The organism is Methylobacterium sp. C33D, assembly GCF_053345825.1.
Genome location: NZ_JBKFAV010000020.1, coordinates 68,980 through 84,479, shown reverse-complemented (window position 1 = coordinate 84,479; position 15,500 = coordinate 68,980). Strand labels below are relative to the sequence as shown.

Annotated in this window: 14 protein-coding genes; all 14 read left to right on the top strand. The window is 68.9% G+C overall.

The annotated features are described in order from the left end of the window. The first annotated feature begins 11 nt into the window (after window positions 1-11). The 14 genes from nuoH to ACLBXO_RS17400 all read left to right on the top strand — a co-directional run bounded on the left by nuoH (window position 12) and on the right by ACLBXO_RS17400 (window position 15,307). Window positions 12-1,034, top strand: a complete 1,023-nt coding sequence (gene nuoH, locus ACLBXO_RS17465) for an NADH-quinone oxidoreductase subunit NuoH (RefSeq protein WP_020092240.1) — start codon at window positions 12-14, stop codon at window positions 1,032-1,034. 27 nt (window positions 1,035-1,061) lie between these two features. After that, window positions 1,062-1,550, top strand: a complete 489-nt coding sequence (gene nuoI, locus ACLBXO_RS17460) for an NADH-quinone oxidoreductase subunit NuoI (protein WP_007560744.1) — start codon at window positions 1,062-1,064, stop codon at window positions 1,548-1,550. Window positions 1,551-1,772: 222 nt separating this feature from the next. After that, window positions 1,773-2,393, top strand: a complete 621-nt coding sequence (locus ACLBXO_RS17455) for an NADH-quinone oxidoreductase subunit J (RefSeq protein ID WP_091977239.1) — start codon at window positions 1,773-1,775, stop codon at window positions 2,391-2,393. A 34-nt stretch (window positions 2,394-2,427) separates the two neighbouring features. Next, on the top strand, window positions 2,428-2,733 hold the full coding sequence (nuoK, locus tag ACLBXO_RS17450; protein WP_010686008.1) for an NADH-quinone oxidoreductase subunit NuoK: 306 nt from the start codon (window positions 2,428-2,430) through the stop codon (window positions 2,731-2,733). Window positions 2,734-2,815: 82 nt separating this feature from the next. Continuing rightward, window positions 2,816-4,939: an NADH-quinone oxidoreductase subunit L gene (nuoL, locus tag ACLBXO_RS17445; protein WP_447686125.1), complete on the top strand. Its 2,124-nt coding sequence runs from the start codon at window positions 2,816-2,818 to the stop codon at window positions 4,937-4,939. Window position 4,940: 1 nt separating this feature from the next. After that, window positions 4,941-6,461 (top strand): NADH-quinone oxidoreductase subunit M, encoded by a 1,521-nt coding sequence (locus tag ACLBXO_RS17440; RefSeq protein WP_331314579.1) that lies wholly within the window; start codon window positions 4,941-4,943, stop codon window positions 6,459-6,461. Between the two features lie 10 nt (window positions 6,462-6,471). Continuing rightward, on the top strand, window positions 6,472-7,917 hold the full coding sequence (gene nuoN, locus ACLBXO_RS17435; protein ID WP_447686124.1) for an NADH-quinone oxidoreductase subunit NuoN: 1,446 nt from the start codon (window positions 6,472-6,474) through the stop codon (window positions 7,915-7,917). A 7-nt stretch (window positions 7,918-7,924) separates the two neighbouring features. Then, window positions 7,925-8,728 (top strand): biotin--[acetyl-CoA-carboxylase] ligase, encoded by an 804-nt coding sequence (locus ACLBXO_RS17430; RefSeq protein WP_447686123.1) that lies wholly within the window; start codon window positions 7,925-7,927, stop codon window positions 8,726-8,728. A 16-nt stretch (window positions 8,729-8,744) separates the two neighbouring features. Beyond that, window positions 8,745-10,418, top strand: coding sequence for a ribonuclease J (locus ACLBXO_RS17425; RefSeq protein ID WP_012319023.1), 1,674 nt, complete (start codon window positions 8,745-8,747; stop codon window positions 10,416-10,418). Window positions 10,419-10,689: 271 nt separating this feature from the next. After that, window positions 10,690-11,094, top strand: a complete 405-nt coding sequence (gene mce / locus ACLBXO_RS17420) for a methylmalonyl-CoA epimerase (protein WP_331314572.1) — start codon at window positions 10,690-10,692, stop codon at window positions 11,092-11,094. Window positions 11,095-11,099: 5 nt separating this feature from the next. Then, a complete protein-coding gene (locus ACLBXO_RS17415; protein ID WP_331314739.1) occupies window positions 11,100-11,426 on the top strand; it encodes a DUF1467 family protein in 327 nt (108 codons plus the stop codon). A 508-nt stretch (window positions 11,427-11,934) separates the two neighbouring features. Continuing rightward, on the top strand, window positions 11,935-13,260 hold the full coding sequence (gene proS, locus ACLBXO_RS17410) for a proline--tRNA ligase (protein WP_447686122.1): 1,326 nt from the start codon (window positions 11,935-11,937) through the stop codon (window positions 13,258-13,260). Window positions 13,261-13,269: 9 nt separating this feature from the next. After that, complete coding sequence (locus ACLBXO_RS17405; RefSeq protein ID WP_447686121.1) at window positions 13,270-14,580, top strand: lipoprotein-releasing ABC transporter permease subunit; 1,311 nt, start codon at window positions 13,270-13,272, stop codon at window positions 14,578-14,580. 13 nt (window positions 14,581-14,593) lie between these two features. Next, a complete protein-coding gene (locus tag ACLBXO_RS17400) occupies window positions 14,594-15,307 on the top strand; it encodes an ABC transporter ATP-binding protein (protein WP_012319018.1) in 714 nt (237 codons plus the stop codon). The last annotated feature ends 193 nt before the right edge of the window (window positions 15,308-15,500 follow it).

The window sequence follows — 15,500 nt, the reverse complement described above, 5'->3', positions numbered from 1 at the left end:
GCTCAAGACCGATGACGCCGCTCGAAATCCTCGGGACCGTGCTCCTGATCGTGCTGAAGAGCTTCGTGCTGCTCTCGGCACTGCTCGTCTTCATCGCCTACGCGCTGCTCGCCGACCGCAAGATCTGGGCGGCGGTGCAGCTCCGCCGCGGCCCCAACGTGGTCGGGCCGTTCGGCCTGTTCCAGTCCTTCGCCGACCTGATCAAGTTCGTGATCAAGGAGCCGGTGATCCCGGCGGGCGCCAACAAGGCGATCTACCTGCTGGCCCCGCTCGTCTTCGCGATGCTCGCCCTGTCGAGCTGGGCGGTGATCCCGCTCGCGGACGGCTGGGCGATCGCCGACATCAACGTCGGCATCACCTACATCTTCGCGATCTCGTCGCTGGGCGTGTACGGCGTCATCATGGGCGGCTGGGCGTCGAACTCGAAATACGCCTTCCTCGGCGCGCTCCGCTCGGCGGCCCAGATGATCTCCTACGAGGTCTCACTCGGCTTCGTGATCATCTGCGTGCTGCTCTGCGCCGGCTCGCTCAACCTCTCGCGGATCGTGATGGCGCAGGACACCAGCCTCGGCCTGTTCGGCTGGTACTGGCTGTGGCTGTTCCCGATGTTCGTGGTGTTCTTCGTCTCGGCGCTCGCCGAGACCAACCGCCCGCCCTTCGACCTGCCGGAGGCCGAGTCGGAGCTCGTGGCCGGCTACATGGTCGAGTACTCCTCGACGCCGTACCTGCTGTTCATGCTCGGCGAGTACGTCGCCATCATGAGCATGTGCGCGCTGGGGACCATCCTGTTCCTGGGCGGCTGGCTGTCCCCGATCCCGTTCGCGCCCTTTACCTGGGTGCCGGGCGTGATCTGGTTCACCCTGAAGGCGAGCTTCCTGTTCTTCCTGTTCGCGATGGTGAAGTCCATCGTGCCCCGCTACCGCTACGATCAGCTCATGCGCCTCGGCTGGAAGGTCTTCCTGCCGATCTCCCTGATCTCGGTCGTCGTCGTCGCCTTCGTGCTCAAGCTGACCGGCCTCGCGCCGGGCGCCTGAGCCCCCCTTCGCATCGGAGATCCGGGCATGAAGCTCGATCAGGTCGCCAAGAGCCTTCTCCTGAAGGAGTTCGTGTCCGGGATGATCCTCGGCATGCGCTACTTCTTCAAGCCGAAAGCCACGATCAACTACCCGTTCGAGATGGGCCATCGCGGTCCGCGCTTCCGGGGCGAGCACGCGCTGCGCCGCTACCCGAACGGCGAGGAGCGGTGCATCGCCTGCAAGCTCTGCGAGGCGATCTGCCCGGCGCAGGCGATCACCATCGAGGCGGGCCCCCGCCGGAACGACGGCACCCGCCGCACGACGCGCTACGACATCGACATGGTGAAGTGCATCTACTGCGGCATGTGCCAGGAGGCCTGCCCGGTGGACGCCATCGTGGAGGGGCCGAACTTCGAGTTCTCGGTGGAGACCCGGGAGGAGCTTCTCTACGACAAGCAGAAGCTCCTGCTGAACGGTGACCGCTGGGAGCGCGAGATCGCCCGCAACATCGCGATGGACGCGCCGTACCGCTGAGGCATCGTCCCGGGCGCCGGTCGACGGCGCCCGGAAGAAGATGCCGCGAAGACACGGCTCTCGAGCACCGCACCGGTTCCCGGTTCCGGTGCGATGCTCTAGAGCCATGCCGGGGGCGCTGTTGTGCCCCCGTCGACCGGGTTCTATAGACGGGCCGCCCGCCGCGGACCGTCTCCACGCACGGCAGAAGGGGCCGCTCCGGCGGCCGATCCCGATCAGCGCATGACCGCAGCAGCCGCCTTCTTCTATCTGTTCGCGAGCATCACGGTCGCGTCGGGCTTCATGGTGATCGCCTCGCGCAATCCCGTCGCCTCGGTGCTGTTCCTGATCCTCGCCTTCGTGAACGCCGCCGGGCTGTTCGTCCTGATGGGCGCCGAGTTCCTCGCGATGATCCTCGTGGTCGTCTACGTGGGCGCAGTCGCGGTGCTGTTCCTGTTCGTGGTGATGATGCTCGACGTCGACTTCGCCGAGCTGCGCCAGGGCTTCCAGCAGTATCTCCCGATCGGCGCCCTGATCGGCGCGGTCTTCCTGGTCGAGATCCTGCTGGTCGTCGGCTCGTGGAGCATCGATCCGGGCCTCGTCCAGGCCCCGCTCGGCAACGTCGCCTCGGCCGAGAACCTGACCAACGCCCAGGCGCTCGGCCGCGTGATCTACACGGACTACGCCTACTTCTTCCAGCTCGCCGGCCTGATCCTGCTGGTCGCCATGATCGGCGCCATCGTGCTGACGCTGCGCGACCGGCCGGGCGTCAAGCGCCAGAACATCGCGGTCCAGAACGCCCGCACCCAGGCCATGGCGGTCGAGACGCGCAAGGTCCCGTCGCGCCAGGGTGTCGAGGTCTGATGCGCGCGCTGATGAGAGCCGGAGGAATCGAACGATGATCGGCCTGAGCCACTACCTCACCGTCGCGGCGATCCTGTTCACGCTCGGCGTGCTCGGCATCTTCATCAACCGCAAGAACATCATCGTCATCCTGATGTCGGTCGAGCTGATCCTGCTCTCGGTCAACATCAACCTCGTCGCCTTCTCGACGCAGCTGAACGACATCACCGGACAGGTCTTCGCCCTGTTCGTGCTGACCGTCGCGGCCGCCGAATCGGCGATCGGCCTCGCGATCCTGGTGGTGTTCTTCCGGAACCGCGGCTCGATCGCGGTGGAAGACGTCAGCATGATGAAGGGCTAGGGCCTTCCCCTTCGCGCGCCCCGAGTGACATCCGGACGCCGCCGCTTCGCGGCCGGCCCGGAGGACGGACTGCAAGAGAGCGATGTATCACGCGATCGTCTTCTTCCCGCTCATCGGCTTCCTGATCGCCGGCCTGTTCGGCCGGTACATCGGGGCGCGCGCCTGTGAGTACATCACCACGTCCTTCCTCGCCTTCACGGCGCTGATCGCCTGGGGCGTGTTCATCGACGGCGGGCCGGCCGAGCGCGTGCAGGTGGCGTCCTGGTTCGCGGCCGGCGACCTCCAGGTCGACTGGGCCTTCAAGGTCGACACCCTGACCCGGGTGATGCTGGTGGTCGTGACGACCGTCTCGACCCTCGTGCACCTCTACTCCGTCGGCTACATGGAGGAGGATCCGCACCGGCCGCGCTTCTTCGCGTACCTGTCGCTGTTCACCTTCGCCATGCTGATGCTGGTGACGGCCGACAACCTCGTCCAGATGTTCTTCGGCTGGGAGGGCGTGGGCCTCGCCTCGTACCTGCTGATCGGCTTCTGGTACGAGAAGCCCTCGGCCAACGCCGCCGCCATGAAGGCGTTCATCGTCAACCGCGTCGGCGATTTCGGCTTCTCCCTCGGCATCTTCCTGGTCTTCGTGCTGACCGGCTCGGTGGCGTTCGACGCGATCTTCGGCAAGGTCGACGCGATCAAGACGCTCACCTTCCACTTCCTGGGCTACGACTGGAACGCCCTGACGCTCGCCTGCCTGCTGCTGTTCATGGGCGCCATGGGCAAGTCGGCGCAGTTCCTGCTGCACACGTGGCTGCCGGACGCCATGGAGGGCCCGACCCCGGTCTCCGCGCTGATCCACGCCGCCACCATGGTCACCGCCGGCGTGTTCATGGTCGCCCGCCTGTCGCCGCTCTTCGAGGAGGCGCCGAACGCGCTCATCGTCGTCACGGTGATCGGCGGCATCACGTCCCTGTTCGCGGCCACGATCGGCCTCGTGCAGAACGACATCAAGCGGGTCATCGCCTACTCGACCTGCTCGCAGCTCGGCTACATGTTCGTGGCGCTCGGCGTCGGCGCCTACGCGGCCGGCGTGTTCCACCTGTTCACCCACGCCTTCTTCAAGGCGCTGCTGTTCCTCGGGGCCGGCTCGGTCATCCACGCGATGCACCACGAGCAGGACATGCGGAACATGGGCGGCCTGCGCCGCTACATCCCCTACACCAGCGCCATGATGGCGATCGGCTCCCTGGCGCTGATCGGCTTCCCCTACACGGCCGGCTACTACTCGAAGGACGCGATCATCGAGGCGGCCTACGCCTCGACCCGCCCGGGGCACACGCTCGCCTTCCTGTGCACCGTGGTGGCGGCGTTCTTCACCTCGTTCTACTCCTGGCGCCTGTTCTTCATGACCTTCGAGGGCCCGGCCCGCTGGGGCGCGCACGCCGCCCACGATCAGCACCACGCGCCCGCGGTCGCCCACGCGAGCATGGCCCACGCGACCATGGCCCACGAGGCCGACGGCGCGCCCGGCCACACCGAGGGCGTCGCCCACGACGACAAGGGCCACGACATCGAGCCGGCCCACAAGAGCGACCTCGTCGCCGACGACCACCACGGGCACGGCCACCACGGCGACCACACGCCCCACGAGAGCCCGCTGGTGATGACGATCCCGCTGGCGATCCTCGCCTTCGGCGCGCTGTTCGCCGGGATCATCTTCCACAACCGCTTCATCGGCGAGGGGATGGACGCGTTCTGGGGCCACGCCCTGGCGCACGGGCCGAACAACCACATCATGCACGAGATCCACGAAGTCCCGGCGCTGGTCTCGTACGCGCCGCTGATCATGCTGATCCTCGGGTTCGTCGTCGCCTACTGGATGTACATCCGCCGGCCGGAGCTGCCGGGCGCGCTCGCCGCGCAGCAGCCGTCGCTGTACCGGTTCCTGCTCAACAAGTGGTACTTCGACGAGATCTACGACCGGATCTTCGTCCGCCCGGCCAAGGATTTCGGCCTGTTCCTGTGGAAGCAGGGCGACGGCCGGATCATCGACGGCATCGGGCCGAACGGGATCGCGGCGCGCGTCGTGGACGTGACCCGCGGGGTCGTCCGCCTCCAGACCGGCTACCTCTACCACTACGCCTTCGTCATGCTCATCGGCGTCGCCGGCCTGATCAGCTGGTACCTGATGTCCGGCCTGCCCAAGGGTGCACACTGACATGCTCGGCCTCGGCATCCTCTCCGGCCTGCTGATCGTGCCGCTCTGCGGCGCGGCCTTCATCCTGACGCTGAGCGGCGACGAGGAGTCGGTCGCGCGCAACAGCCGCTGGGCCGCGCTCGCCACGACGATCGTCACGTTCCTGCTCTCCCTGGTGGCCTGGAGCCGCTACGACACCGCCTCGTCGAGCTTCCAGCTGGTCGAGAGCCACGCCTGGCTCACCGAGACGATCCGGTTCAAGCTCGGCGTCGACGGCTTCTCCATGCCGCTGATCCTGCTGACCACGTTCCTGATGCCGTTCTGCATCGGCGCCTCGTGGCACTCGATCCACTTCCGCGTGAAGGAGTACTTCGTCGCCTTCCTCGTCCTCGAGACGACGATGATCGGCGTGTTCGCCTCCCTCGACCTGCTGCTGTTCTACCTGTTCTTCGAGGCCGGCCTGATCCCGATGTTCCTGATCATCGGCATCTGGGGCGGCGCGCGCCGGGTCTACGCCAGCTTCAAGTTCTTCCTGTACACCCTGCTCGGCTCGGTGCTGATGCTGCTCGCCGTGATGGCGATGTACTGGCAGGCCGGCACCACCGACATCCCGACCCTGCTGCAGTACCGCTTCCCGGTGCAGATGCAGACCTGGCTGTGGCTCGCCTTCTTCGCCTCCTTCGCGGTGAAGATGCCGATGTGGCCGGTCCACACCTGGCTGCCCGACGCCCACGTGGAGGCCCCCACCGCCGGCTCGGTGATCCTGGCGGGCATCCTCCTGAAGATGGGCGGCTACGGCTTCATCCGGATCTCGCTGCCGATGCTGCCGGTGGCGAGCCACGACTTCGCGCCCCTCGTCTTTGCGCTGTCGGTGATCGCGATCATCTTCACGTCGCTCACCGCGATGATGCAGACCGACATCAAGAAGCTGATCGCCTACTCGTCGGTGGCCCATATGGGCTTCGTGACGCTGGGCCTGTTCACCCTGAACGAGCAGGGCATCCAGGGCGCGCTGTTCCTGATGATCTCCCACGGCATCGTGTCGGGCGCGCTCTTCCTCTGCGTCGGCGTCGTCTACGACCGGATGCACACCCGCGAGATCTCGGCCTACGGCGGCCTCGTGAAGCGGATGCCGCTCTACGCGGTGGCCATGATGGTGTTCACCATGGCCAATGTCGGCCTGCCGGGCACCTCGGGCTTCGTCGGCGAGTTCCTGTCGATGCTCGGCGCCTTCAAGGCGAACCCGAACGTGGCGTTCTTCTCGACCTTCGGCATCATCCTGTCGGCGGGCTACGCCCTGTGGCTCTACGCCCGGGTGGTCTACGGGAAGCTGGAGAAGCCGAACCTCCAGGGCATCCTGGATCTCGACACCCGCGAGAAGATCATCCTGGCGCCGCTGGTCGTGCTGACGATCTACTACGGGGTGCACCCGGCCCCCGTGCTCGACGTGTTCGCGCCCTCGACCGACGCGCTGATGGCGAGCATCAAGACCGCGCTCTCGAACACCCAGACGGCCGCCGCGGCGCTGCCGATCCCGCGCTGAGGCGGACACCATGACAACCGTCCACTCCGTCCTGCCCTCGCTGGCGCCGCTCATGCCCGAGCTGATCCTCGGCATCGGCGTCATGGTCCTGATCCTCTACGGCGCGTGGCGCTGCGACCGCTCCGCCGAGACCGTGAGCATCGGCGCCCTGGTCCTGCTCCTCGTCGCCCTGTCGGTGGTCATCTCCCAGCCGATCCACGGCCGGGTCACGACCCTGTCGGGCGCGTTCGTGTCCGATTCCTTCGCCAAGGTGATGAAGTCGCTGGTGCTGCTCGGCTCCTCGGCGACGATCCTGCTGGCGCACGACTTCTTCAAGCGCGAGCGCATCGACCGGTTCGAGTTCCCGGTGCTGATCGTGCTCTGCACCATCGGCATGATGGTCATGGTCTCGGCCAACGACCTGATCGCGCTCTACCTGGGCCTCGAGCTGCAGTCGCTCGCCGCCTACGTGATCGCGGCCTTCCACCGCGACGACGTCAAGTCCACCGAGGCCGGCCTCAAGTACTTCGTGCTGGGCGCGCTCTCCTCCGGCATGCTGCTCTACGGCGCCTCGCTGGTCTACGGCTTCACCGGCACGGTCTCGTTCCCCGGCATCGTCTCGGCGCTCAACGAGAATGCCGGCTTCGGCATCGTGCTGGGCATCGTGTTCCTGGCGGCCGGCGTGTGCTTCAAGCTGGCGGCCGTGCCGTTCCACATGTGGACGCCCGACGTCTACGAGGGCTCGCCGACCCCGGTAACGGCCTTCTTCGCCTCGGCGCCCAAGATGGCCGCCGTGGCGATGACCGTGCGGGTCTTCATCGGCGCGATGCCGGACGTGACGGCGATCTGGCAGCAGATCTTCATCTTCGTCTCGATCGCGTCCATGGCGCTCGGCTCATTCGCGGCGATCGGCCAGACGTCGATCAAGCGTCTGATGGCCTACTCGTCGATCGCCAATATCGGCTACGCGCTGATCGGCCTGGCCTCCGGCTCGGAGGAGGGGATCAGCGGGCTCGTCACCTACATGATCATCTACCTCGCGATGACGCTCGGCACCTTCGCGATCATCCTGTCGCTGCGGCGCCGGGACGTGATGTTCGAGAAGATCGAGGACCTGTCGGGCCTGTCGCGGACCCATCCGTGGCTCGCCTTCTGCCTCGCCGCGATGATGTTCTCGCTGGCCGGCATCCCGCCGCTCGCCGGGTTCTTCGCGAAGTTCTACGTCTTCGCCGCCGCCATCAAGGCGGGCCTCGTGACGCTGGCGGTGATCGGCGTGGTGACCAGCGTGGTCGGCGCCTACTACTACCTGCGCGTCGTGCGCATCATGTACTTCGACGAGCCGAAGGAGCCGTACGAGGCGATGGCCCCGGGGCTGCGCGTCGTGCTCGCCCTGTCGAGCGTCGTCGTGGTGCTGTTCTTCCTGCTGCCCGGGCCGCTGGTCGGCGCCGCCGGCCGGGCCGCGAAGTCGTTGTTCTAGGAACGTCTTGAGCTATCGACTCGGGCCCTCGGCGCGCGCCGAGGGCCACCGCCTGCACGTCCACGACACCCTCGGCTCCACCAACACGGAGGCCATGGCGCGCGCGCGCGCGGGCGAGACCGGACCGCTCTGGGTGGTGACCCACCGCCAGGAGGCGGGCCGCGGCCGGCGGGGCAACAGCTGGGCCTCGCTCCCCGGGAACCTCGCGGCCAGCGTGCTCTGGCCGGTCGCCGGGGTCGCGCCCGACCACCTCGCCGAGCTCGGCTTCGTGGCCGGCCTCGCCCTGGTCGAGGCGCTGGAGGCGGCCTGCGGCACCCTGCCGGATACCGGATCCGGCGCCGGCGCCCGATCTCTCCGGCTCAAATGGCCGAACGACGTGCTGCTCGGCGGGGCGAAGCTCGCCGGCCTGCTGCTGGAGGCGGAGACGCTGCCGGGCGGCCGGCGCGCCGCCGTCATCGGCTTCGGCGTGAACGTCGCGGCCGCGCCGGAGGGCCTCGGGGCCGCGAGCTTGGCGGCGGCGGGTTACGCGGCCGGTGCCGAGGCGCTACTGGAACATCTCTCGGACCGGGTGGCCGCGCGGGCGCGCGCCTGGGACCGGGGACGGAATTTTGCTGACCTGCGCGCGGCCTGGCTCGCGCGGGCCGCGGGTCTCGGATCGGAGATCGCGGTGCACAGCGGCGGGCACACCCTGCGGGGCGTGTTCGAGACGATCGACGAGGGGGGGCGGCTCGTGATCCTCGCCCCCGACGGGAACCGGCATACCGTGACGGCGGGCGAGGTGCATTTCGGATCGGCCGCGACGGCGGCCTGAGTTTGGACGACGACAGATGGTTAAGGGACAGGAGGAGCTGGTCTTCCTGCCGCTCGGCGGCGTGGGCGAGATCGGGATGAACGCGGCGCTCTACGGGTTCGGCCCGGAGAAGGGCCGGAAGTGGATCATGGTCGATTGCGGCATGGGCTTCGCCGGTGAGGAGCAGATGCCGGGCGTCGACCTGATGTTCCCCGACCTCTCCTTCATCGAGGAGCGGCGCAAGGACCTGCTGGGGATCTTCATCACCCACGCGCACGAGGACCATATCGGGGCGATCTCGGAGCTGTGGCCCCGGCTCAAGGCACCGGTCTACGCGACGCGCTTCGCCAAGAACCTGCTGGAGACCCGGCGCCTGTCCGAGCCCGGCGCCCCGAAGGTCGAGCTGCGGGAGGTGAAGCCCGGCCGGCGCGTGACCGTCGGGCCGTTCGAGCTGGAGTACGTGCCGGTCTCGCACTCCATCCCGGAATCCAACGCCATCGCGATCCGCACCGCGGCGGGCCTCGTCCTGCACACCGGCGACTGGAAGATCGACCCGACCCCGGTGGCCGGCTCGGTGACGTCCCCGGAGGCGTTCACGGCGCTCGGGGACGAGGGCGTCCTCGCCATCGTCTGCGACTCGACCAACGTCGTGCGCGAGGGCTTCTCGCCGAGCGAGAAGACCGTCGCCGAGACCCTGAAGACGCTGATCGCGGACGCGCCGCACCGGGTCGCGGTGACGACCTTCGCGTCGAACGTGGCGCGCATCCGCGCGGTCGCCGAGGCCGCCGCCGCCTGCGGGCGCGAAGTCATCGCGGTCGGCCGCGCCATGGACCGGGTGATCGACGTCGCCCGCGAGTGCGGCTACCTCGACGGCCTGCCCGAGTTCCGCCGCTCGGATTCGTGGAAGAGCCTGCCGCGGGAGCGCGTCGTCGCCCTGCTCACCGGTTCCCAGGGCGAGCCGCGGGCGGCCCTCGCCCGCGTCTCCCGCCGCGACCACCCGGATATCAGCCTCACCGCCGGTGACCAGGTGATCTTCTCCTCGCGCGCCATCCCGGGCAACGAGCGCGATGTCGGGTCGATCATCAACGACCTGATCGAGCAGGGCGTCGAGGTGATCACCGACCGCACCGACCTCGTCCACGTCTCCGGTCACCCGCGCCGGGACGAGATGGTCGAGATGTACCGGTGGACCCGCCCCGGCACCGCCATCCCGGTCCACGGCGAGGCCCTGCACCTCGACGAGCACGCCCGCTTCGCGCGGGCGCAGGGCGTGCAGAACGTGGTCAAGGCCCGCAACGGCAGCCTGATCCGCCTGAGCCCGGGCAAGCCCGAGGTGATCGACCACGTGAAGGCCGGCCGCCTGTTCAAGGACGGGGACGTCCTGATCGACGAGAAGGACCGGGCGATCCCGGAGCGACGCAAGCTGATGCAGGCCGGCTTGGTCTCGGTGGCGATCGCCATCGACGAGGACGGCGTCGTGCTCGGCGAGCCGGCCGTGGACATCATCGGCCTGCCGAACCGCGGCCGGTCCGGCGAGCCGCTGATCGAGACCGTGGTGGACGCGGTCTCCCGCACCCTCTCGGGGATGTCGCGGGGCAAGCTCAAGGACTCGGAGAGCGTCGAGAAGACGGTCGACCGGGCCGTGCGCACCGCGGTCAACGAGGTGTGGGGCAAGAAGCCGGCCTGCCACGTGCAGGTGGTGGAGGTCTGATGTTGGCGGCCGATAGCGGTTGGCTGTAATCTAGACCGAGCCGATGCAGCCGGTCGTCCGACCGGCTGCCGGACACGGCCCAGGCTCCGTCTCCGTGCGGGAGAGGGACAGGGTGAGGGGACAAGGTTCTGCCGGAGAGGGCGTGTCCCTCACCTCAACCCTCTCCCGCACGGGAGAGGGGGCCGGTCGCGTCCCGGCGCACGGGCGGAGCCTTCCCCGCGAACGAACGAAGCTCCCGGACAGGGGGCCAGCACGCCGGGGAGGAAACACCATGATCGGCCGTCTCAACCACGTGGCCATCGCCGTGCAGGATCTCGACGCCGCCTGCGCGGTCTACCGCGACACGCTGGGCGCGACGATCACCGCGCCCCTGCCGCAGCCCGAGCACGGCGTCACCGTCGTGTTCGTCGAGCTGCCGAACAGCAAGATCGAGCTGATGTCCCCCCTGGGCGAGGGCTCGCCGATCGAGGCCTTCGTGGCCCGGAACCCGGGCGGCGGCATCCACCACGTCTGCTACGAGGTCGACGACATCCTGGCCGCCCGCGATCAGCTCAAAGCGCAGGGCGCCCGGGTGCTCGGCACCGGCGAGCCGCGGATCGGCGCGCACGGCAAGCCGGTCCTGTTCCTGCACCCCAAGGACTTCCTGGGCACACTGGTCGAGCTGGAGCAGGTGTGAGCCGGATGATGAACGCGCTGGCCCGCTCGACGCCGGTGACCCTGGCGGCGATCACCGTCCTGATCGCCGCCTTCGTGGCGGCGGCGGTGGGCCTGTTCAAGCTGACGGTGGGCGGGGCGATCGCCCTCTACTTCGTGGTCTGGTGGACGCTGCTCTTCGCCGTCCTGCCCCTGCGCAACCAGCCGGAGACGCGGCCCAGCCACGTGGTGCCGGGCCAGGATCCCGGCGCGCCGGCGGCGCCGCGGCTGCGCGAGAAGGCGATCTGGACGACGCTGGTCGCGGGCGCCGCCTTCCTGATCGCCCTGGCGGTGTTCCCGCTGACCGGGCTGTAGCACGGGTCGGAACGGCGGTCCGGGACGGGCCGCCGCGGCGGGTTACGGCTCGGGAAACCAGATGGCGCGGGCCCTTCGGGCGGTCCGGCACGGCCGCGCCGACCGGACCCAAGAATAAAAAAAGCAAGGCCCGAGGCCTTGCTTTCAAGCTTCAGTGGCTCGACCTTGAAAGATCCCTCGCATTGGCTGCGGGGCGGTCGCTTTTCCTCCCGAGACTCGGACCTTGCGCCGCCTCTTCCGGGCGTCGCAAACATCGCCGGACGCTTATAGGAACAACAATTCGTGTTGTCACCGGGTCTGCGAGAAAAATCTGCGCTTTCTTGCCGGCAAATGGGCAGACCGCTGCCCGCCTAGGCAGCGGCCCCACCGCGGCCGGGCCGCCGCCTCCGGTTCGCCGCGATTACGCCCCGCCGTGGTCGCGCAGTGCTTGTAATTTGCGTCTCCGGCGTGTTGTGTGCCGGCGCGCCGCGGCTCCTCCCGGCCGATCCTCTTCCAAGACTCTGACGACATGCGTCTCTCCCGCTACTTCATGCCGACCTTGCGCGAGACGCCCAAGGAAGCCGAGATCGTCTCGCATCGGCTGATGCTGCGCGCCGGCCTGGTCCGCCAGGAAGCCGCCGGCATCTACGCCTGGCTGCCGCTGGGCCTGCGGGTGCTGGAGCGCGTCTGCGCGGTGATCCGACGGGAGCAGGACCGGTCCGGCGCCGTCGAGATCCTGATGCCGACGGTGCAGTCCGCCGAGCTGTGGCGGGAATCCGGCCGCTACGATGCCTACGGCAAAGAGATGCTGCGCCTGAAGGATCGTCACGACCGCGAGATGCTCTACGGCCCCACCGCCGAGGAGATGGTCACCGAGATCTTCCGGGCGAGCGTGCGCTCCTACAAGGACCTGCCCAAGAACCTCTACCAGATCTCGTGGAAGTTCCGCGACGAGGTGCGGCCGCGCTTCGGCACGATGCGCTCCCGCGAGTTCCTGATGAAGGACGCCTACTCGTTCGACTTCGACCAGGCCGGGGCGCGCCACGCCTACAACCGGATGTTCGTGGCGTACCTGCGCACCTTCGCGGGCCTCGGCCTGAAGGCGATCCCGATGCGGGCCGATACCGGCCCGATCGGCGGCGACCTGTCCCACGAGTTCATCATTCTGGCCAAGACGGGCGAGAGCGAGGTCTTCTGCGACAAGACCTATCTCGACTTCGACATCCCGCCGGCGACCGTCGATTTCGACGACGTCGCCGCCCTCCAGGGCATCGTCGATGCCTGGACCTCGCACTACGCGGCCACCGAGGAGATGCACGAGCCGGCGGCCTTCGCGGAGGTCCCGGAGGACAACCGCATGGCGGCCCGCGGCATCGAGGTCGGGCACATCTTCTATTTCGGCACCAAGTATTCCGAGCCGATGGGCGCCAAGGTCGCCGGTCCGGACGGGATCGAGCGGCCGGTCCACATGGGCTCCTACGGCATCGGGCCGAGCCGCCTGGTCGCCGCCATCGTCGAGGCCAGCCACGACGAGGCCGGGATCATCTGGCCGGACTCGGTGGCACCGTTCGACGTCGCGCTGATCAACCTCAAGGTCGGGGACGCGGCAACGGACGCCGCCTGCGCGCAGATCCAGTCCGACCTCGAGACCGCCGGCCTGTCGGTGCTCTACGACGACCGCGACGAGCGCCCCGGCGCGAAATTCGCCACCGCCGACCTGATCGGCCTGCCCTGGCAGGTGATCGTCGGGCCCAAGGGCCTGGCGGAGGGCAAGGTCGAGCTGAAGCGGCGTGCCGGTGGCGAGCGCGAGAGCCTCGCGACCGTCGATCTGCTGACACGCATCCGGCGCGTCTGAGGCGTGCCGATGGCGGCCTCAGCGGCGCTGGACCGGGTCCGGACCTTCGCGACCTCGTTCACGGCCTCGTTCCGCCAGGGCACCGCGCCCTTCGCGCCGTTCGAGTGGATCCTCGCCGGCCGCTACCTGCGCGCCCGGCGCCGGGGCGGCGGCGTCTCGGTGGTGGCGTTCTTCTCGGTGCTCGGCATCGCGCTCGGCGTCGCCACGCTGATCATCGTCCTGTCGGTGATGAACGGCTTCCGGGCGGAGCTGCTGTCGAAGATCGTCGGCATCAACGGCCACCTGTTCGCCACGCCCATCGACCGGCCGCTCAACGACTGGACCGACCTGTCGGAGCGCCTGTCGAAGGTGGCGGGCGTGCGCGCCGCGGTGCCGCTGGTCGAGGGCCAGGCCTTCGCCTCGTCGCAGTACGGCGGATCCGGCGTCATCATCCGCGGCGTGCGGGCAGCCGACCTCGACGCGCTGGCGGCCGTCTCCTCGTCGATCCGCGGCGGCACCCTGGAGGGCTTCGACGACGGCACCGGGGTGCTGATCGGGCGGCGGCTCGCCGACACGCTGGGCCTGCAGGCCGGCGACACGATCACGCTGGTCACGCCCAAGGGCTCGTCCACGCCCTTCGGGACGGCGCCGCGCACCAAGAGCTACACCGTCAAGGCGGTCTTCGAGGTCGGCATGACCGAGTTCGACCAGACCTTCGTGTTCATGCCGCTCGCCGAGGCCCAGGCCTTCTTCAACAAGGACGGCGACGTGAGCATGATCGAGATCTACGTCGACGATCCCGACCACGTCGGCGACATGCGCGAGCCCCTGGAGATGGCGGCCGAGCGCCCGATCCTGCTCACCGACTGGCGCCAGCGCAACCGGACCTTCTTCGGGGCCCTGGAGGTCGAGCGGAACGTCATGTTCCTGATCCTCAGCCTGATCGTGGTCGTGGCGACGCTCAACATCGTCTCCGGCCTGATCCTGCTGGTGCGCGACAAGTCGAGCGACATCGCGATCCTGCGCACCATGGGGGCGACGCCGGGCACGATCATGCGGGTGTTCCTGATCAACGGCGCGCTGATTGGCGTCGTCGGGACGCTCAGCGGGCTGGGGCTCGGCGTCCTGATCACCCTCAACATCAAGCCGATCCAGCACGTGCTGTTTCCGGGCGCCTGGGACCCGACGGTGCGCTTCCTCGCCGAGATCCCGGCCCAGATGAACCCGAAGGAGATCACCGCCGTGGTGATCACCTCCCTGCTGCTGTCGCTCGCGGCGACGCTGTATCCCTCCTGGCGCGCCGCCCGGCTCGATCCGGTGCAGGCCCTCCGCTACGGCTGACGGTCCGCATCCGATGAGCGATTCGAGCCAGACAGCCGGCGACCCGCCGGTTCCGGCCCTGTTCTTCTCCCGCGTCGAGCGGCGCTACGCCCAGGCCGAGGGTGCCCTGGAGATCCTGCGCGGGGCCGACCTCGCGATCTGGCCGGGCGAGCTGGTGGCGCTGGTCGCGCCGTCGGGCGCCGGGAAGTCGACGCTGCTGCATCTCGCCGGCCTGCTCGAGCGGCCCGACGGGGGCGAGATCTACATCGGCGGCCACCCGACCGCCGCGATGGCGGATGCCGAGCGCACCCGCCTGCGGCGCGAGGAGATGGGCTTCGTCTACCAGTTCCACCATCTCCTGCCCGAATTCTCCGCGCTGGAGAACGTGGTGATGCCCCAGCTCATCCGCGGCCTGAAGCGCCCGGAGGCGAAGGCCCGCGCCACGGAACTCCTGAGCTTCCTGGGCCTCAAGGAGCGGCTGCCGCACCGCCCCGCGGAGCTGTCGGGGGGCGAGCAGCAGCGCGTCGCCATCGCCCGGGCCGTGGCCAACGGCCCGCGCCTCCTCCTCGCCGACGAGCCGACCGGCAACCTCGACCCCGGGACGGCGGGCCACGTCTTCTCGGTCCTGATGGCGCTGGTCCGCGCCTCGGGGCTCGCCGCCCTGGTCGCGACCCACAACCTGGAGCTGGCCGCCCGCATGGATCGGCGGGTCACCATCCGGGACGGGCTGATCACGCAGCTCGACTGAGCCGCGCCCCGTCCGGGCCGGTGTCCCGCGCGGCGGCGCAGTGACGGCACCACCGTCGTCGCGAACAGCGCGCGGTCGTTCGGGGGGCACGGCGCGTCGCCTGGCCGTACCACCCTGGGTCGATTCCTGGTCGGACCATGACGGAGCCCCATCGGGGCAGCGCGTCCCGTGCGCGGGACGGTGCGCAGCTCGG